General features: G+C 68.3%; 13 protein-coding genes. 2 read left to right on the top strand and 11 right to left on the bottom strand.

What is annotated here, in order from left to right:
• Positions 1–62: 62 nt before the first annotated feature.
• Positions 63–956, top strand: a complete 894-nt coding sequence (locus tag BLQ14_RS06680) for an FkbM family methyltransferase (RefSeq protein WP_092499388.1) — start codon at positions 63–65, stop codon at positions 954–956.
• A gap of 74 nt (positions 957–1,030) precedes the next feature.
• Here the strand turns inward: BLQ14_RS06680 and BLQ14_RS06675 are convergent, their stop codons facing one another.
• The 11 genes from BLQ14_RS06675 to BLQ14_RS06625 all read right to left on the bottom strand — a co-directional run bounded on the left by BLQ14_RS06675 (position 1,031) and on the right by BLQ14_RS06625 (position 16,243).
• A complete protein-coding gene (locus BLQ14_RS06675) occupies positions 1,031–2,386 on the bottom strand; it encodes a cytochrome P450 (RefSeq protein WP_092499386.1) in 1,356 nt (451 codons plus the stop codon).
• Positions 2,383–3,624, bottom strand: coding sequence for a hypothetical protein (locus BLQ14_RS06670; RefSeq protein ID WP_092499384.1), 1,242 nt, complete (start codon positions 3,622–3,624; stop codon positions 2,383–2,385). Before BLQ14_RS06670 ends, BLQ14_RS06675 begins: the two co-directional genes overlap by 4 nt.
• Positions 3,625–3,695: 71 nt before the next feature.
• Entirely contained in the window at positions 3,696–4,451 is a 756-nt protein-coding gene (locus BLQ14_RS06665) for a cytochrome c biogenesis CcdA family protein (protein ID WP_092499383.1), read from the bottom strand.
• Between the two features lie 108 nt (positions 4,452–4,559).
• Positions 4,560–7,358, bottom strand: a complete 2,799-nt coding sequence (locus BLQ14_RS06660) for an Rne/Rng family ribonuclease (RefSeq protein WP_092499381.1) — start codon at positions 7,356–7,358, stop codon at positions 4,560–4,562.
• Positions 7,359–7,781: 423 nt separating this feature from the next.
• A complete protein-coding gene (locus BLQ14_RS06655) occupies positions 7,782–9,107 on the bottom strand; it encodes a cytochrome-c peroxidase (protein ID WP_092499379.1) in 1,326 nt (441 codons plus the stop codon).
• Positions 9,104–10,153, bottom strand: coding sequence for an L-glyceraldehyde 3-phosphate reductase (gene mgrA, locus BLQ14_RS06650; RefSeq protein ID WP_092499377.1), 1,050 nt, complete (start codon positions 10,151–10,153; stop codon positions 9,104–9,106). The genes BLQ14_RS06655 and mgrA overlap by 4 nt, the downstream gene beginning before the upstream one ends.
• 13 nt (positions 10,154–10,166) lie before the next feature.
• Entirely contained in the window at positions 10,167–10,856 is a 690-nt protein-coding gene (locus tag BLQ14_RS06645) for a D-lyxose/D-mannose family sugar isomerase (RefSeq protein ID WP_092499375.1), read from the bottom strand.
• A gap of 148 nt (positions 10,857–11,004) precedes the next feature.
• Positions 11,005–11,772: an SDR family NAD(P)-dependent oxidoreductase gene (locus BLQ14_RS06640; RefSeq protein WP_092499373.1), complete on the bottom strand. Its 768-nt coding sequence runs from the start codon at positions 11,770–11,772 to the stop codon at positions 11,005–11,007.
• 33 nt (positions 11,773–11,805) lie between these two features.
• The gene (locus BLQ14_RS06635; RefSeq protein ID WP_092499371.1) at positions 11,806–12,678 is read right to left on the bottom strand and encodes a dimethyl sulfoxide reductase anchor subunit family protein; all 873 of its coding nucleotides are present in this window, start codon (positions 12,676–12,678) and stop codon (positions 11,806–11,808) included.
• Positions 12,678–13,424: a 4Fe-4S dicluster domain-containing protein gene (locus BLQ14_RS06630; protein WP_092499368.1), complete on the bottom strand. Its 747-nt coding sequence runs from the start codon at positions 13,422–13,424 to the stop codon at positions 12,678–12,680. The genes BLQ14_RS06635 and BLQ14_RS06630 overlap by 1 nt, the downstream gene beginning before the upstream one ends.
• Positions 13,421–16,243: a molybdopterin-dependent oxidoreductase gene (locus tag BLQ14_RS06625; protein WP_092499366.1), complete on the bottom strand. Its 2,823-nt coding sequence runs from the start codon at positions 16,241–16,243 to the stop codon at positions 13,421–13,423. Before BLQ14_RS06625 ends, BLQ14_RS06630 begins: the two co-directional genes overlap by 4 nt.
• Before the next feature lie 248 nt (positions 16,244–16,491).
• Between BLQ14_RS06625 and BLQ14_RS06620 the strand changes: the two genes are divergently transcribed.
• On the top strand, positions 16,492–18,099 hold the full coding sequence (locus BLQ14_RS06620; protein WP_092499364.1) for an alpha-amylase family glycosyl hydrolase: 1,608 nt from the start codon (positions 16,492–16,494) through the stop codon (positions 18,097–18,099).
• The last annotated feature ends 8 nt before the right edge of the window (positions 18,100–18,107 follow it).

Raw genomic sequence — 18,107 nt, 5'->3', positions numbered from 1 at the left:
ATTTGCCACGACGCCCGGCTTTCGCTAGGCTGGAACAAAACGACAAAGAGGCAGGCAGCAAGATGCGCGATACGTCCATTGCGGGGCTCGAGCCCCGCGCCTATGACATTCTCCTCGAGGAATTTTCGCTTTCACACCCCACGCGCATCGTCGATGTGGGCGCAAATCCCCTGAGCCCGCCCCCCTATGCCGAGCTGCTCGCGCGCGGGGCCTGCCATGTCTACGGCTTCGAACCGCAGCCGGCGGCGCTGGAGGAGTTGCAATCCACCGCTTCGGCCTTCGAGACCTACTTCCCCCATGCCGTCGGCCGCGGAGGGTACGCCCAGCTCAACATCTGCGCCGACAGCGGGCTGACCTCCCTCTACGAGCCCGACACCGCCGCCATCCGCTTTCTTGGCCGCTCGAAGCGCAACATCCGGGTGGTCGAGCGCGTGCGGCTCAAGACCGTCACCCTCGACGAGATTGACGAGATCGAGGGCTTCGAGCTCCTCAAGATCGACATCCAGGGCGGCGAGGTGGACGTGTTCCGCGGCGCGCGCCGCAAGCTCTGCCGCTCCTTGGCAGTGATCCCCGAGGTTCGCTTCTTCCCACTCTACCGGGGCGAGCCCATGCTCGGCGGGGTCGATGAGGAGCTGCGCCTGCAGGGCTTCGTCCTGCACAAGTTTCTCTTCACCAAGCAGAAGGTCATCCCCTCCTCGCAGATCGGCCGGCTGAGGCGCTCCGTCCACCGCAACCAGCTCATCGACGGAGACGCCGTTTACATCCGCAACCTCGGCGCGCCCGAAAGCTTCGGCTCCGAGGAGTTGATGCACCTCGCCATCCTCGCGGCGGCGGTGTTCGAGAGCCACGATCTGGTGCTCTACCTCCTTGACGAGCTTGTCCGCCGCAAGGAGGTGCCCGAAGACCTGCCCGCGGCCTATGTCGACCGCCTCCCTCCCGAGCTCCGGCGCGACTGAAACGCGCACCCAAGCCCCCATCACCCTGGTGCAAATACCCTCGCCGAAGGCACGCCGCGCAAGCGGCGTCCGGCTCAACGCCGCTCAAGCCTCAGACGGATGCCGTCGCGGGCGCGCACGGTGAGATAGGCCACCGGCACCGGCTCCTCACCTTCCACCGTCTCGAAGCGGAAGGCGCGCGCGAGCATCGCCAGCATGAGCGGCCCCTCGATCATGGCAAAACCCGCACCCGTGCACACGCGCGGGCCCGCCGAGAATGGCATGTAGGCCTGGCGCAGGCAGGCCCGGCCGTTCTCGCCGGCAAAGCGGTCGGGGTCGAATTCGTCAGGCCGCTCCCACAGCCGCTCGTGCCGGTGCAGATGCCACGGGCTCAACACCACCTGCGCGCCGGGGGGCACGTCGCGGCCCCGGAAATCCTCGGGGCAGGTTGTCTCGCGCACCATCATCGGCACCGGCGGGTAGAGCCTCAGCGTCTCGCGAAAGACGTCGCGGGCAAATTTCAGGCCGGCGATGTCCGACATTACGGGCCGCTCGGGAAGCGCCGCCGCCTCTTCGGCCAGCCGCTCCTGCACCTTGGGAAAGAGCGCCAGCATGTAAAGAGCCCAGGCGAGCGCCGAGGCCGAGGTCTCGTGCCCGGCCAGAAAGAAGATCGCCACCTGATCGACCATCTCGGCGGGGCTGAAGGTCTCGCCCGTCTCGGGGTCGGCGGTGGTCATGATCTTGGTGGCCAGATCATCGGGCGCGCGGCCGGCGGCGATCTCTGCGGCGCGCTCTTCCGTCAGCCGGGTGATCAGCGCCCGGATCGCGCGCGCGGTGGCGCGGGTGCGGCGCCGGTGCCCGCGTGGAAACCAGCGCGGCAGAGGCAGGAAGGCGGCGAGATTCAGGATCGGCTGGCTGCGCTGATAGGCGCGGAACTGATGGAAGACCTCGCGCGCGATCTCGTGCTCGATGGGGATGGAGAACAGCGTGCGGAAGATCACATCCGCCGCCGCGTGGCTCATCTCCTCCTCCACCTCGACCACCCCGCCCGCGCGCGCGCCGAGCCGCGCCACCGCCGCCTCGGCCGCGGCCAGCATCGCCGGGAAGGTATCCTTCAGCCGCCCGCCCTCGAAGGCGGGATCGATGATGCGCCGCTGGCGCTGCCACTCCGCGCCGTTGGTCAGGAACACCGAATTGCCCAGAAGCGGGCGCAGCCCCTCGCTCACGCGTCCCGATTTGGGAAAGTCCATCGGCCGCTCGCGCAGCACGAGGCGCAGGAGCGCGGGGTCATTGACGAGATAGGAGCGGAAGAAGGGCGTGCGGAACTCGGCCATCCAGGCGCGGTACAGCCGGGCGGGCTGGGCCGAGAGGATGTCGGCGCGGAAAAGGCGGAGGTATTTCAGGAGCGAGACGCGCTCCTCGGCGCGCGGGGCGGGCTTTGGCGGGATCATGCGGCCATCGAGGTGTAGCGGGAGACGGCTCGGGTGATGCGGCTTCGTGACGGCTGGCGGCCGGCAAAGCGCGCGGCAAGGGTGAGCGGGCCCGCGGTGATGCGGAAATAGTCGTAGTCGCCCGGCCGGTCGAAGGCGCAGAGATACTGGAAGTGCAGCCGGAAGAAGCGCCAGCGCAGGCGCTTCCACGTCTCGGGCCTGAGCGTCTTCGTGAAGGCCGCCGAGATGACCAGCGGCCAGCGCTGGTCGGCCGGCGCCACGCCCGAGACGGCGACCGGGTCACAGAGCGCGAAAGTGCAGCCATCGCCGGGCGCGCTGACATCGACCCAAGCGATCTCCTCGCGCCGGGAGAGGAAGTTGAGATCGCGCCTGAGCCGCTCGGCCTTCGGCAGGAAGGACATCATCGGCACCACCTGCCCCAGTGTTAGAAGGCTGAGCGCCGGGCCACCCACAGGCACGCGGCCCGATCGGATCAGATCGGCCACCAGAGAGATCGCCAGATGCGCCCCCGAGGAATGCCCCACCACCAGCACCTCGTCGGTCTCCGGGTCGGCGAGCGCCTCGGCCACCGCATCGGCAAATTCGGCAAGCCGCGCCTCGAGCGCGGGCGGGTTCGCCCCGCCCCAGCGCGCGGCGAAGGCGTAGTCGTGCATCAGGTAATAGGCGTAAAGCCTGTTGTCGTGGCGGCGGAACCAGACGAGCACCGCCCAGATCACCGCCAGCGCGGCCAGCGCGCCGAGGAGCGGGTGGACGAGCACGGCCACGGTCCAGCCGATGCCTGCCCCGAGGCCCAGCGCCAGCAGAAGCTGCGCGAGCAGCATCGCCACGGGGTAGAAGGCGGCGATCACCGGCCCCTTCCTCAGCCGCACGAGGCGCGAGAGGGCGCCCGAGGCGATGTAGGTCCAGGCGGTGCGGGCAAGCTGGGCATAGGTGCCGGGAATGCCCGCTTCCATCGACTCGCGCACGATGTCGGCCCAGTAGAGCACCTCGACATCGGCCGTGACATGCGCGCCCTCGATCGCGGCTTCCACATGCCAGCCGTAGCGCCCCCCGCCCTGCCGGGCACTCAGCGCGATCTCGTAGCCCGAGATTGCCGCCTGCCTTCTGGCTTCCTTGCGGTAGAGCTCGCGGTATCGGCGCGGATGGATCGGGTCAAAGCCCGGCACATAGAACACCCGCCGCCGCGCCACCTGCGCGCGCGGGGCTTTGCTCACGGCTCTTCGTGCGGCAACGCCCATGCCCTCGCCGTCTCTCGCCTGCCTCGCCTCTCGGCCAGACTAGCAGGCAATTCCGGCGAAACTTTGCCCGCTCAGCCGATCGCCGACAAGGCCGGGAAGGTCTCGAGAAGCCAGAAGGAGAAGGCCGAGAACTGCCCCGTCAGCATCATCAGCCCGACCGTCCAGAGCAGAAGCCCCATGATCTTCTCGATCCGGTCCATGTGCCGCTTCATCCACGCCATGAGCCCCGTGAGGCGCGGAAAGAAGGCCGCGACGAGCAGGAAGGGCACGCCGAGCCCCAGCGCATAGGTGCCGAGCAGCACCGTGCCCCGCGAGAGGCTCGCCTCCGTGGCGGCAAGCGAGAGGATCGCGCCAAGCTGCGGGCCGATGCAGGGCGTCCAGCCGAAGGCGAAGGCAAGGCCGAGAAGATAGGCGCCGATGGCCGAGCCGCCGCGATCGCCCGCTTCCATCCTGAGCTCGCGGTCGAGGAGCGAGATGCGGAAGACGCCGATGAAATGCGCGCCGAAGACCATCACCACGAGGCCGGCGGCGATGTTGAACCACTCCTGGTTTTGCAGAAAGAAACGGCCGAAGGCCGACGCCGTGAAGCCGAGGAAGAGGAACACCGTCGAGAGGCCGAGCACGAAGAAGAGCGCCGACAGGAGCACCCGGTTGCGCGCGCCGCGCCCCCCACCCTGCATCTGGGAGATGCTGATGCCGCTCATGTAGGCCAGATAGGGCGGCACGATGGGAAGGACGCACGGGCTGATGAAGGACAGAAAGCCCGCCACCAGCGCCACCAGCATCGCCGGGATCAGCGCCGCATCGACGATCTCGATTCCGAACATGAAATGTCTTCTCCGCCCTGCCCTCGGCCCCGACGCCCGACCTATCTAGGCATAAAACGACCGCCCGTCACGGCGACGGGCGGTCACATGTCTGTGGGGCCGGCAGACTCAGCGCCCCCCGAGCGACCACCACCCCCGCCGGCGCGGCCGCTTCTCGGCCTCGGGGGCCGAAGGCGGAGCCTCTTCAGCCACATCCCCGGCTGCAACCGGCTGGACGGTCGCGGGCTCGGCCGTGGGCGCCTCGGATTCGGCCCTTTCCGCTACGGCTTCGACGCGGTCTTGGGCTTTCTCTGCCGCAGCTGCAGCGGCGGCGGGCGCGGCGGGCTCAGGCGCCTCAGTCGCGACTGCGGCCACCTGCGCTTCGGCATCGGCTGGCGCCGGTGCGGCGGCTTCCTCGACGGGCTGGGAGGACTCTGATTCCTCCTCAGGCGCCGCAGATGCCTCGACCGGCTCGGCAGTCTCCGCCGCTTCCGCCTTGCTCTTGCGGCTGCGTGCGCGCCTGCGCTTGGGTTTCTCCGCAGCCGGCACCTCCGGCGCGTCTGCCGCGGGGGCCTCGCCCTTCGCTTCCGCTTCCGTCTCGGCCGCGGCCACCTCGGCGACGGCCTCGGTCGCAACCGCCTCGGAGGCCGGCTCCACAGCCTCGCCCGTTTCCGGCTGCTCAAGCTCTGCCTTCTTCCTGCGGCTGCGCGTGCGCTTGCGCTTGGGCTTTTCCTCGGCCTCTTCGGCCGGGGCCTGCGCCTCTGCCTCCGGGGCCGCCGCGATCACCGCCTCCTCTGCAGGCTTTTCCGCCTCGCCCTGGGCGGCCTCGGCAACCTCCGCCTCCGCAGCCTCGTCCTTACCGGCTTCGGACTCCTGGGCTTCGGTCACCTGCGCCTCGGCGGCCTGCGCCTCGCCCCCGCCGCCGCGCTTGCGGCGCCGACGACGGCGCTTCTTCTTGCCGCCCTGCTGCGCCTGCTGCGCGTCCTGTCCGGCCTCGCTGTCGACCGTCTCGGCCTCCTCGAGCTCGGGCATCAGCGATGCATCGACCGAGACCACCGGCTTTTGCGGCTCCGGCAGCGCGCGGGTGGAGGTCTTGAACTTCTCCATCGAGAACTCGGGCGGGATCAGGAAGGGGTCGGCCTCGATCCTGACCGCAAGCCCATAGCGCTCCTCGATGCGGGCGATGTGCTCGCGCTTGTTGTTGACGAGATAGTTCACGATCGCCACCGGCGCCTTGATCAGCACCTCCGCCGAGCGGCGGCGCACACCCTCCTCCTCGATCTGACGCAGGATCGAGAGCGCAAGGCTGTCGTCGGAGCGGATGAGCCCCGTGCCATGGCAGGCCGGGCAGGGCTGGGTGGAGGCCTCGAGCATGCCCGGACGGAGCCGTTGGCGGCTCATCTCCAGAAGCCCGAAGGCCGAGATCCGGCCCACCTGGATGCGTGCGCGATCGGTCTTGAGCTTTTCCTTGAAGCGCTTCTCGACGGCGGCGTTGTTCTTGCGCTCCTCCATGTCGATGAAGTCGATCACGATGAGCCCGGCCAGGTCGCGCAACCTGAGCTGGCGGGCGATTTCTTCCGCCGCCTCGAGGTTGGTCTGAAGCGCCGTCTCCTCGATCGAGCCCTTCTTCGTGGCGCGGCCCGAGTTGACGTCGATGGCCACCAGTGCCTCGGTCACCCCGATGACGATGTAGCCCCCCGAGGGAAGCTGCACGACCGGGTTGAACATCGAGGCGAGGTAGCTCTCGACCCCGTAGCGGGCGAAGAGCGGCATCGGGTCGTCGTAGAGCTTCACGTTCTTGGCGTGGGACGGCATGATCATCTTCATGAAGTCCTTGGCCGTCCGGTAGCCCTTCTCGCCCTCGACGAGCACCTCCTCGATCTCCCGGCTGTAGAGATCGCGGATCGCCCGCTTGATGAGATCGCCCTCTTCGTAGATCTTCGCCGGAGCCCGCGACTTCAGGGTGAGCTCGCGGATCTGCTCCCACAGCCGCTTGAGATACTCGTAGTCGCGCTTGATCTCCGCCTTGGTGCGCTTGGCGCCGGCAGTGCGGATGATCAGCCCCGCACCCTTCGGCACATCAAGTTCCGCCGCTATCTGCTTGAGTCTCTTGCGATCCGCTGCGTTGGTGATCTTGCGGCTGATGCCGCCGCCGCGGGCGGTATTGGGCATGAGCACGCAGTAGCGCCCCGGCAGGCTGAGATAGGTGGTCAGTGCCGCGCCCTTGTTGCCGCGCTCCTCCTTGACCACCTGCACCAGCATGATCTGCCGGACCTTGATGACCTCCTGGATCTTGTAGCGGCGGGGCCGCACCCGGCGCGGCTGGCGGATCTCCTCCTGAACGTCCTCCTCGGCGACCGATTCGACCTCGGGGTCGGTCTCGGCCGCGTGTTCGGCGGCCACATACGGCTTCGCCTCGCCTTCCTCAGCCAGGCCGTCATCGGGCTGCGGCGCGTCCGCCTCGCCTTCCTCTTCGGTGTCGAGCACCTCCATGCCCGGAATCTCGGCGCTGGCAAGCTCGGCGGTCTCGACGGCGTCCTGACCGGCCTCGACCTTCTTTGCGCGGCTGCGCGAACGGCTGCGCGAGCGGGACCGGCGGGCGCGCGGCTTTTCCTCGGCCTCGTCCTCTTCGGCCTCGGCCAGCCGTTCCTCCTCTTCCAGAAGCGCTTTCCGGTCGGCCACCGGGATCTGGTAGTAGTCCGGGTGGATCTCCGAGAAAGCCAGGAAGCCATGGCGGTTGCCGCCATAGTCGACGAAAGCCGCCTGCAACGAGGGCTCGACCCGCGTTACCTTGGCGAGATAGATGTTGCCGGCGATCTGCCGGCGGTTTTCCGACTCGAAGTCGAATTCCTCGACCCTGTTTCCGTCCACCACCACGACGCGAGTTTCCTCCGCGTGGGTGGCGTCAATGAGCATCTTCTTGGCCATGCTGTCTCTCGCCATCCATGACGGCGCCGCTGCCCCGGCAGGGCAAGGCGCGATGGATGGAGTCCGTCCTGGGCAATTCGGGGCGCGCGCGTGCCAGCGGGAGCCGGTCCCGGCCCGAAGCTGACAATCCTGCGCGTCGCACGCCTCATCGCATCTCTACCTTGGCACAGCGCTCGGGCGCTGCACCCCTCTCACCCGGCCGCGATTGAAATGCGCTCCGGGACTGTCACCGGCCCCTTTGGGCCGCTTTCCGTCCTGTTCCGATGTTTCCGGCCGTTGTCGGCCGTGGGGACACCAAAACAGCGAAATTCCCATGGACACGCACGCATTTCGCGATATGCGCGCCCTTGCGCCACAACATAAGGGCGTTCACGCGGCGATTACAATGGGCAAAATGCGCATGCCCCGCACCGCTTTGCCCGCTCAACGCTCCACCGGCAGCCCGCTCGGAACACCGGCGGGAATGCCGAGCCTGCCTCCAAGCACCACCGGATCCTCAAGCGCCGCGAGGAAGGCGAGCAAGTCGTCAACGGCCGCCGGGGAAAGCCGCACGGCAGGCTGGCGCGACGCGGCGGCGCTGATGCGGGCCAGCTCGGCGGGATCGTCGAGAGCGCGCCAATCCTGCGCGCCGGGCAGTTCAGGCAAAACCGCCTGAGCGCGGTCATAGCGCGCGGGAGCATTCGCCGGGTCAAGGTGCGCCTTGAGAAAGGCGCGCAGATCGCGATAGGCGCCATCATGGCCGTAGGGACCGGTCCGCGTGGCGTTGCGCAGGCTCGGGGTGCGGAAGGCATAGGCATCTTCGGGCCGGCCCGTCACCCTCAGCCGGCCCTCGTCGCGGGCGTGGGTCTCGAAGCGCGCGGCCTTGCCGGGGCCGATCTGCGGCACGCCCATGGCGTGAAACTCGTGATCGGTCTGGAACTTGCCGGAGTGACAGCGCGCGCAACCCGCCTCCCCGTAGAACAGCTCCATGCCCCGCCGCGCGGCGGGCGCAAGCTCCCCTTCCCCGCGCAGGAAGGCGTCAAAGGGGCTGTCATCGGAGCGCCACTCGAAGGCGATGAAGGCGGCGATGGCATTGGCGATGTCGGTGAAGGCGATGCCGCGCGCAGCGGTCTCGGGCATGGCGGCGGCGAACATCTCGCGATAGGCCGGGATCGCCGCCACCCGCCCCGCGATCCTCTCCCACGCGCCGCCGGGGCCGGTGATGCGCCCCTGGCGCACCAGCTTCGAGACATCGTTCTCGCCATAGTGGCCGGCCATCTCGTCCTGGCTGAGGACGGGGAACATCGTCTGCGCCGCAAGGACGCCGGAGAAGCCCAGCGTCATGTCCTCGTCGAGCGGCGTGCGGATCCCGCCCGGCCGGGCCGCGTCGGCCTCGATGCGGCCGTCGTGAAAGAGGCGGGTGAATTCGCGCGCGCCGAGATTGAAGAGCGCGGTGGAGTTGCGGGGGATGCGCTGCTCGGGGAGGTTCGCGGGGTCAGGCCTGCGCGCGGGCCCAAGCCCGATGCCGCCCTCCCCGATGCCGAGTGACAGCCCGTCGGAGGTGGCAAAGCGCGGGTGGTGGCAGGTGGCGCAGGAGATGTTGCGGTTGCCCGAAAGGATCGGGTCGTAGAAGAGGAGCTGGCCGAGCCGCGCCTCATCCATGTTCACGGACAGGTAGTCGGCGTCGGTCACCGGGGCGGGCAGCTCCCCTGCCCCGGCGATGGGCGCGAGCACGAGCAGCGCGGCAAGAATCGCGGCAAGGCGCTTCATCGGATCCGTTCGGGCCCTTCCAGTTCTGCCGAGCGGGCCCAGATGTTGATCGACTCATCGGTGGCGAGGGCATCGATCTCGGCAAGCTCCTCGGCGCTGAAGTCGAGGTTGGCGATGGCGCCGGCGCAGTCGATCACCTGTTCGGGCCGCGAGGCACCGATGAGCGCGCTTGTCACCCGCCCGTCACGCAGCGCCCAGGCAATGGCCATCTGGGCAAGCGTCTGCCCCCGGCGGCGGGCGATGGCGTCAAGCGCGCGGATCTTCTCGAGGGCGCGATCAGTGAGCCATTCGGGCCTGAGCGCGCCGCCGCGGGCCGCGCGGCTGTCCTCGGGGATGCCGGAGAGATACTTCGAGGTCAGCATGCCCTGGGCAAGCGGGCTGAAGACGATGCAACCCATGCCAAGCTCCTCGAGCGTGTCGAGAAGGCCGTCGCGCTCGATCCAGCGGTTGAGCATCGAATAGCTCGGCTGATGGATGAGGCAGGGCGTGCCAAGCTCCTTCAAAATCGCCACCGCCTCGCGGGTGCGCCGCGAGTTGTAGCTGGAGATGCCCACATAGAGCGCACGGCCCGAGCGCACGATATGGTCGAGCGCGCCCATGGTCTCTTCGAGCGGCGTGGCGGGGTCGAAGCGGTGGGAATAGAAGATGTCCACGTAATCGAGCCCCATGCGCCTCAGCGAGGCGTCGCAGGAGGCGATCAGATACTTGCGGCTTCCCCACTCGCCGTAAGGGCCCGGCCACATCCGGTAGCCTGCTTTCGAGGAGATGACGAGCTCGTCGCGCAGGCCGCGGAAGTCGGTGCGCAGGATCTCTCCAAACGCTTCCTCGGCCGAGCCCGGCGGCGGGCCGTAGTTGTTGGCGAGATCGAAGTGGGTGATGCCGTGATCGAAGGCGGTGCGACAGATGACGCGCTTGGTCTCATGCGGCGTTGTCTCGCCGAAATTGTGCCACAGCCCCAGCGAGATCACCGGCAGATCGAGCCCCGAGCGGCCGGTGCGGCGGTATTTCATGGCGTCGTAGCGGTCGGAGGCCGGCTGGTAGCTCATCGGTGTCCTCGTGTCACCCAAGCCAGCGGTCATAGTCGCTGACCAGAAGATGGATGGGCGGCTCGTCCTCCTCGATCTCGGAGAAGCGGCCGATCGGGTCGCGGAAGATGTTGTCGGTGAGATCGTCGTTGACGTTGGAGACCTCGCCGATCAGCACCGGCCCGCCCTCCCCCCAGAAGGCATGCCACGTGTCGGGCTCGAGGGTGACGCTCTCGCCGGGCGAAAGCGCCAGATGCTCGCCGCCCTTCAGCACCCGCTCGCTGCCGTCGCAGAAGACGCGCACCGGCGCGGTCTCGTCGATCGAGCCGTCCTCGGCGCGGTGGAAAAGTTCGAGCACCAGCGTCGCGCCGCCGCGGTTGATGATGTCCTCGGTCTTGAGCACGTGCCGGTGCATGGGGCTGATCTGGTGCTCGCGCGAGATCATGATCTTCTCGGCATAGAGCATGCCCATGCCGCGGGCGATGTTCGCCTTTACCCCGTTGCGGACGGTGAAGAGGGTGAGGCCAAGCTCGGCGAAGCGGCCCTGCCCGTAATCGGTGATGTCCCAGCCGAGGCGGTGGTCGCGGATGCGCGCGCTATCGCGGCCCGCGCGGGCGGCGAGCTCGTCGGGGCTCCAGAAGGCGAAGGGAGGCAGAAGGAAGCCATGGGCGCGGATGAAATCCGCGGCCTCGCGGATGATCTCGTTGACTTCGGAGCGTTTCATGAAACGTGCCCTTCAGGGGAAAGCGGGTTTTCCGGCCCAGACTATCGGCCGGCGCGCAGGCCGCAAGGGGTGGCAGGGGGCGCTGCCCCCTCTGCCGCTCCGCGGCATTCACCCCCGGGGTATTGCCACCCAGGGTGAGAGAGGGGCGCTATCTGGGTGCCATGCGGATGGCGCCATCGAGCCGGATGACGGAGCCGTTCAGCATCGGGTTGCGGACGATCTCGAGCGCGAGCTCGGCGAATTCAGCGGGGTCGCCGAGACGGCGGGGGAAGGGCACCTGCTGGCCGAGGCTCACCTGCACCTCCTGCGGCAGACCGGCGAGAAGCGGCGTGAGGAAGATGCCGGGCGCGATGGTCATCACCCGGATGCCCTTGTCGGCAAGGTCGCGCGCCATCGGCAGCGTCATGCCGACGATGCCGCTCTTGGAGGTGGCATAGGCCACCTGGCCGATCTGCCCCTCGAAGGCGGCGACCGAGGCGGTGTGAACGATGACGCCGCGCTCGCCATCCTCGTTCAGGGGATCGAGCGCGCTCATCAGCGCCGCAGACTGGCTTGCCGCCCAGAAGCTGCCGAGAAGGTTGACGCGGATCACCTTCTCGAAAAGCGCCGGATCATGCGGCGCGCCGCGCGAGACGGTCTTGGCCGCAGGCCCGATGCCGGCGCAGTTGACGTGGATGCGGGGGGCGCCATTGGCCTCGGCGGCGGCGGAAAGTGCCGCGGCGATGCTTTCGGGGTCAGTGACATCGGTGCGGATGAAGCGCGCGCCGATGGCCTCGGCGGTGGCCTCGCCGGTCTCCGCGTCGAGATCGAGAATGGTGACGGGCGCGCCCGCCCGCGCCAGCGCCGCCGCGGTGGCCTTGCCAAGCCCGCTTGCGCCTCCCGTGACCACCGCGGGCGTGTCCTTGCCGATCTGCATCGCTTGCCTCTCCCTCTTGCCTGCGGGCGCGGCTCAGCGCCCGTAATAGAGCCCGACCACGTGCCGCGCCTCGGCGAAGAACAGCCAGCGCGAGGCCAGCGTGCCGAGAAGATGCACGGCCGCGGCCAGCGCCGTCGCCGCCGGGGCCGCCCCGAAGGCAAGGAGAATTGCCAAAGGCAGCGCCACGGCGCCGAGGAAGGCGAGCACGCGCAGCTTCATGGCATGGCGGCGGCCGATACGGAAGACCATCTCGTGCAGAAGGTAGTTGCCGCCCGAATGCGGCGGCTCGAGAAGCCGCACCCGGCCGATGCGGCCGAGCCCCGTTGCCGTGCCCATGTCGTGGCCGGCGGCGGCGAAGCGGCTGTCGCCGAGCATCCAGTGCGCGAGCTGGATGAGGCCAAGGGCGAGGAGAAGCCAGATCGCGGCCTCGGACTGGCCGGCGAGGATCGCGCCGCCCGTCACGGCGTAGGCAAGAAACAGAAGCGGCGTCAGCGGCGTGTTCCAGCGCGGCACGGTCCTGAGCTGGGTGTAGATCATCGCGGTAGAGAAGACGGTGAGAATGGAGAGGATGCTGCCCGCGAGACCAAGCGCTGCCCAGTTCTCGCCATAGAAGATGCGACCGATGGCATAAGGGGCGATGACGAGGAGCGTTGCCACCGAAAGCACCGCCTCGCGCGAGAGCCAGCTCGAGCGCCACTGGCTGAACGCCTTGATCGCGTTCTTCGGGTTGGCGAGGTGGAAGGCGGAAGCGAAAAGCCCTGTAACCGCAAGGCCGTAGCCCATGAAGTAGAACCAGAAGGCGGGCCAACCGGTCACCGGCGGCCGGCCGGTGCCAAGCCAGGCGAAGAGGCCGAAGCCCGCCCCCGAGAGCGTGGTGAAGAGGATGACGGAAACGGCGGGATGCATCAGAGCGCCTCCAGTGCCCGGTCAAGCCAGCCGAGAAAGCCCGAGGGGCGGGCGCTGTCTTCGGCGGCGTTCTCGAGACTGCCTTTCACCGCCCGGTCGCGCGGGCGCGGCGGCAGATAGCGGTTGACGGGCCGCGTGCCGCATTCGGGCATCAGCTCCATGCCGCCGCGTTCGGCCACCAGCCGCGAGACGGCGCTGTCGGGGTCGCCAAGGTCGCCGAAATGGCGCGCGCCGGCGGGGCAGGAGCGCACGCAGGCGGGCACGCGGTCTTCCTCGGGCAGGTTCTCGTTGTAGATGCGGTCGATGCAGAGCGTGCATTTCTTCATCACGCCCGCGGCGAGGTCGAGCTCGCGCGCGCCATAGGGGCAGGCCCAGGCGCACAGGCCGCAGCCCATGCAGTCATCCTCGTTGACGAGCACGATGCCGTCCTCGGCGCGCTTGAAGCTTGCGCCGGTGGGGCAGACGGTGACGCAGGGGGCATCCTCGCAGTGCAGGCAGGAGCGGGGAAAATGCACCACCTGCGCCGCGCCTCCCTCCTCGGGCGTGACTTCGTAGCTGTGCACGCGGTTGAGGAAGGTGCCCTGCGGATCGGGGCCGTAGGCGTCGAAGTCCGACAAGGGCGCGTTGTCGGCCGAGACGGTGTTCCAGCCCTTGCAGGAGATCACGCAGGCATGGCAGCCGACGCAGGTGTCGAGATCGATCACGAGGCCGAGCTTCCTTTCGGTGCTGCGCGGCAGGTCGGTCATTTGAACGCCTCCCCGAAACGGACGATACCCGGCCCCCGGCCAACCGGCGAGGCGATTTCGGGGAAGACGGGCTCGGCCTCCTCGCCCCGCGGCGCCTTTTCGATCGCCACGCGCAGGTCGAACCAGGCCGCCTGCCCGGTGACCGGATCGGAATTGGCCCAGCGCATGCCGTCCCCGCGCGGAGGCAGAAGTTCGCCGATCAAATGGTTGATAATAAATCCCTTTACAGCTTCGGGCGCATCGGGGTGAAGCGCCCAGGTGCCGCGGCGCTTGCCGATGGCGTTCCAGGTCCACATGGTCTTGCCGTTGAGCGCATCCATCCGCCCCACCGGCACCTTGATGCGCCCGTGCGCGGAGGTGACCCAGGCCCAGTCGCCCTCCTCGAAGCCCTTTTCCTCCCAGATCTCGGCGGGCAGGTAGAGCTTGTGGGCATTGGTGATCTGCCTCAGCCAGGCATTCTGGCTGCCCCAGCTGTGATACATGTGCATCGGCCGCTGGGTGAGCGCGTGGTAGGGGAAGGCCTCCTCGTCCACGAGCTCCTCTTCGAAGGGCGGATACCAGTCGGGGATCGGCGTGAAGGCGGTGCGGATGCGCGCGCGCAGATGCTCGGGCGGCTGGATCGGCCCGTGGCCCTCGGCGGCGCGCTGGAAGCGGCGCAGGGGTTCGGAATAGAGGTTGAAGACGTAAGGCTGGGCGCTGTCATAGAGCCCGATCTTCACCGCCCATTCCTGATAGGCGGCGTTCCAGGGCTTGTAGAAGCGCGCCTCCTCGGGGATGTGCGCGATCCAGAAGCCGCCGTTCTCGATGTAGCGCTCGAGCTGATCGGGGTTGGGCGCGCCCCTGCCCTGCCCCGAGCCGTCGGGGTTGCGCCAGCCCGCCAAGGGGCCGACGCCGGGGCGGCGTTCGTGGTTGACGATGTAATCGGCATAGTCGCGGTATTTCGGACTGCCATCGGCGTTGACGAAACCGGGCAGGCCCAGCCGTGCGCCAAGCTCGACGAGCACGGTCTGGAAGCCCTTCACGTTCCGGTCCGGCTCCACCACTGGCCAGCGGATCGCATCGGCGGCGGCATCGGCCTCGCAGATCGGCCGGTCGAGAAGCGAGATGCAGTCGTGGCGCTCCAGATAGGTCGTGTCGGGCAGCACGAGGTCGGCATAGGCGACCATCTCGGAGGAATAGGCGTCGGAATAGATGATGCGCGGGATGACATATTCGCCATCATCGCCGCGGTCGGTGAGCATGGCGATGGTCTCGGCGGTGTTCATCGACGAGTTCCACGCCATGTTGGCCATGTAGAGAAACAGCGTGTCGATCGGGTAGGGATCGCCCGCATGGGCATTGGCGATGACCATGTGCATCAGCCCGTGCACCGAGAGCGGGTGCTCCCAGGTGAAAGCCTTGTCGATCCTGAGCGGGCGGCCGTCCTCGCCGACAAGCAGATGCTCAGGCCCCAGCGGATAGCCCAGATGCGGCCCGTCAAGCGGTTTGCCGGGCGCGGCGTGGCCGTGCGGGCGCGGATGCGCCTCCGGCGGCTTGGGGTATGGCGGCTTGAAGCGGAAGCCCCCCGGCACCTCGACCGAGCCCAGGAGGATCTGCAGGATGTGCAAGGCGCGGGCCGTCTGGAAGCCGTTGGAATGGGCCGAGATGCCGCGCATGGCGTGAAAGCTCACCGGCCGGCCGATCATCTTCTCGTGCCGCTCGCCCTTCCAGTCCGTCCAGGGCCGGTCGAGCGCGATCTCTTCCTCGAAGGCCACGCGGGCGAGCTCGGCGGCGAGGGCGCGGATGCGCGCGGCGTCAATTCCGCAGCGCTCGGCCACTGCCGCGGGGCTGTACTTGTCTGAGAGGTAGCGCTCGGCCAGAAGCGTCAGCGCAGCCCGGTGCCGCGCGCCATCGTGGGTGAGGTCGGCCGCGAGGTCGGGCCGGATGCCGCGCGTGTCGTAGGGTACCAGCCTTCCCGTCCGCCGGTCGCGCACCAGAGCGTGCCCGTCTTCGCCGCGCAGAAACAACCCCTCGGCCTCATGGCCCGACTCGACATTCACGAGGAAGGGCGCGTTGGTGTAGCGGGCGAGATAGTCGAGATCGATCCTGCCGGCGCGCAGGAGCTCGTGGATGAGCGCGCCGATGAAGAGCCCGTCCGTGCCCGGCGTGATGCCGAACCATTCGTCAGCCACGGCATTGTAGCCCGAGCGGATGGGGTTGACCCCGATCACCTTGGCGCCGCGCGCCTTGAGCTGGCCGATGCCGATCTTGATCGGGTTCGAGTCATGGTCCTCGGCGACGCCGAACAGCACGAGGAGCTTGGTGCGCTCCCAGTCCGGCTGACCGAATTCCCAGAACGCCCCGCCCAGCGTGTAGATGCCGGCCGCGGCCATGTTGACCGAGCAGAAGCCGCCATGGGCGGCGTAGTTGGGCGTGCCGAAAGCCTGCGCCCAGTAGCCGGTGAAGGACTGGGACTGGTCGCGGCCGGTGAAGAAGGCGAGCTTCTCGGGCGCGTTCTCGCGCAGCGGCTTCAGCCAGCCCGTGGCGATTTCATAGGCCTCGTCCCAGGAGATCTCCTCGAACTCCCCCGAGCCGCGGGGGCCCACCCGCTTGAGCGGCGCGCGCAGCCGCGCCGGCGAGAGATGCTGCATGATCCCCGCCGAGCCCTTGGCGCAGAGGACGCCGCGGTTGACCGGGTGGTCGCGGTTGCCTTCGATGTATTTGACCTGCCCGTTCTGCATATGCACGTTGATCCCGCAGCGGCAGGCGCACATGTAGCAGGTGGTGCGCCGCACCTCGTCAGAGACTGGCGGCGATGGCCGCGGTTCCGGTCGTGCCATGTTGTGCTGTTCTCCCTCGCCCTCCCGATGTGGGATATGTCCCCTTCCTCCGGCCAATGCCAAGGATTTTTTTCCGCTCCTCAGGGACCGGCCGCCGGGGGCGCCGCCCCCGGACCCCCGGGGTATTTGTGCCAGGATGATGATGCCATGCGTGGCACCGGGCCGGGCGCATGCGCCCTTGTTCGGCGGTGCCGGCGCGTCCTAGATGGGTGCAGCGCCACCTGGCGCGCGATCGGGAGGGACGGGCGATGGCCGAATGGTGGCGCGGCGCGGTGATCTACCAGATCTACCCGCGCAGCTTTCAGGACGATTCCGGGGACGGCGTGGGCGATCTGCGCGGAATCACGCGCCGGCTTGTCCATGTCTCAAGACTCGGAGCGGACGCGATCTGGCTCTCGCCGGTGTTCCGCTCGCCGATGAAGGACATGGGCTATGACGTGTCCGACTACCTCGACATCGACCCGGTCTTTGGCACGCTTGCCGATTTCGACGCGCTCGTGGCACGCGCCCATGAGCTGGGGCTCAAGGTGATCATCGATCAGGTGCTCTCCCATTCCTCGGACGAGCACCCCTGGTTCGCCGAAAGCCGCAAGTCGCGCACCGGCCCCAAGGCCGACTGGTACGTCTGGGCCGATCCGCGCCCCGACGGCGGCGCGCCCAACAACTGGTTGTCGGTCTTCGGCGGGCCCGCCTGGGAGTGGGAGCCGATGCGGCGGCAGTACTATCTGCACAATTTTCTCGCCGCGCAGCCGGACCTGAACTTTCACAACCCGGACGTGCGCGCCGCGCTCCTTGACACCGTGCGCTTCTGGCTTGAGCGCGGAGTCGACGGATTTCGCCTCGATACCGTGAATTACTACTTTCATGACAAGGAGTTGCGGGACAATCCTCCATTGCCGTGCAAGGAGCGGCTGCCGCCGGTCAACCCCTATGCCATGCAGGATCATCTCTACGACAAGTCACGACCGGAGACCCTTGCCTTCCTGAGCGAGCTTCGCGCGCTGACCGACCGCTACGGGGCGCGCGCGATGGTGGGCGAGGTTGGCGACGAAACGCGCGCGCTCGAACTCATGGCCGCCTATACGGCCGGTCGCGCGCGGCTGCACATGGCCTATTCCTTCGAGATGCTTGGCGATGACTTCTCGCCTGCGCATTTCCGGCGAACGATCGAGGGCTTCTTCGCCGCCGCCCCCGACGGCTGGCCGTCGTGGAGCTTCTCCAACCACGACGTGGCCCGCCATGTCGGCCGCTGGGCGCGGCACGGGGCCGATCAGGACCGGCTGGCGAAGCTTTCCATCGCGCTTCTGGCGAGCTTTCCCGGCACGATCGGCATCTACCAGGGCGAGGAGCTGGGGCTCGCCGACACCGAGCTTTCCTATGACGAGCTGACCGACCCTGTGGGCCTTCGGTTCTGGCCCGAGAACAAGGGCCGCGACGGTTGCCGCACGCCGATGCCATGGGAGGCGCGGGCGCCGAATGCCGGCTTCTCCCATGCCACGCCCTGGCTGCCCGTCAAGCCGCCGCAGGCAGCGCGCGCGGTCGACGTGCAGGAGGCCGATCCAAACTCGGTGCTCCACGCCTACCGGCAGATTCTGGCCTTCAGGCGCCGGCACCCGGCCCTGCGCAGCGGCGGATTCGACTTTCTCGATCTCCCCGATCCGCTTCTGGGCCTGACCCGCAGGACGCAGGACGACGTGGTGACAGGGGTCTTCAACCTCTCACCCGCGCCGCACCGCCTGCCCCTCCCCCGCGCCCTGCGCGAGTCGGAGCGGATCGGCCCGGCGCAGGCGGCGCGGCTCGATGGCGGGGCAATCGAGCTCGGCCCGAACGGCTTCGTGTTCCTGCGACACGGCTGAAGCGGCTC

The sequence above is a fragment of the Meinhardsimonia xiamenensis genome (genome assembly GCF_900102905.1).
Classification (GTDB): Bacteria; Pseudomonadota; Alphaproteobacteria; order Rhodobacterales; family Rhodobacteraceae; genus Meinhardsimonia; species Meinhardsimonia xiamenensis.
This window is presented reverse-complemented; position numbering and strand designations above follow the sequence as displayed.

Coding starts and splice junctions, on each gene's coding strand:
- BLQ14_RS06680 (WP_092499388.1), top strand. CDS start 63: ATGCGCGATACGTCCATTGCGGGGCTCGAGCCCCGCGCCTATGACATT.
- BLQ14_RS06660 (WP_092499381.1), bottom strand. CDS start 7,358: ATGGCCAAGAAGATGCTCATTGACGCCACCCACGCGGAGGAAACTCGC.
- mgrA (WP_092499377.1), bottom strand. CDS start 10,153: ATGAGCTACCAGCCGGCCTCCGACCGCTACGACGCCATGAAATACCGC.
- BLQ14_RS06630 (WP_092499368.1), bottom strand. CDS start 13,424: ATGACCGACCTGCCGCGCAGCACCGAAAGGAAGCTCGGCCTCGTGATC.
- BLQ14_RS06665 (WP_092499383.1), bottom strand. CDS start 4,451: ATGTTCGGAATCGAGATCGTCGATGCGGCGCTGATCCCGGCGATGCTG.
- BLQ14_RS06625 (WP_092499366.1), bottom strand. CDS start 16,243: ATGGCACGACCGGAACCGCGGCCATCGCCGCCAGTCTCTGACGAGGTG.
- BLQ14_RS06675 (WP_092499386.1), bottom strand. CDS start 2,386: ATGATCCCGCCAAAGCCCGCCCCGCGCGCCGAGGAGCGCGTCTCGCTC.
- BLQ14_RS06635 (WP_092499371.1), bottom strand. CDS start 12,678: ATGCATCCCGCCGTTTCCGTCATCCTCTTCACCACGCTCTCGGGGGCG.
- BLQ14_RS06640 (WP_092499373.1), bottom strand. CDS start 11,772: ATGCAGATCGGCAAGGACACGCCCGCGGTGGTCACGGGAGGCGCAAGC.
- BLQ14_RS06645 (WP_092499375.1), bottom strand. CDS start 10,856: ATGAAACGCTCCGAAGTCAACGAGATCATCCGCGAGGCCGCGGATTTC.
- BLQ14_RS06655 (WP_092499379.1), bottom strand. CDS start 9,107: ATGAAGCGCCTTGCCGCGATTCTTGCCGCGCTGCTCGTGCTCGCGCCC.
- BLQ14_RS06620 (WP_092499364.1), top strand. CDS start 16,492: ATGGCCGAATGGTGGCGCGGCGCGGTGATCTACCAGATCTACCCGCGC.
- BLQ14_RS06670 (WP_092499384.1), bottom strand. CDS start 3,624: ATGGGCGTTGCCGCACGAAGAGCCGTGAGCAAAGCCCCGCGCGCGCAG.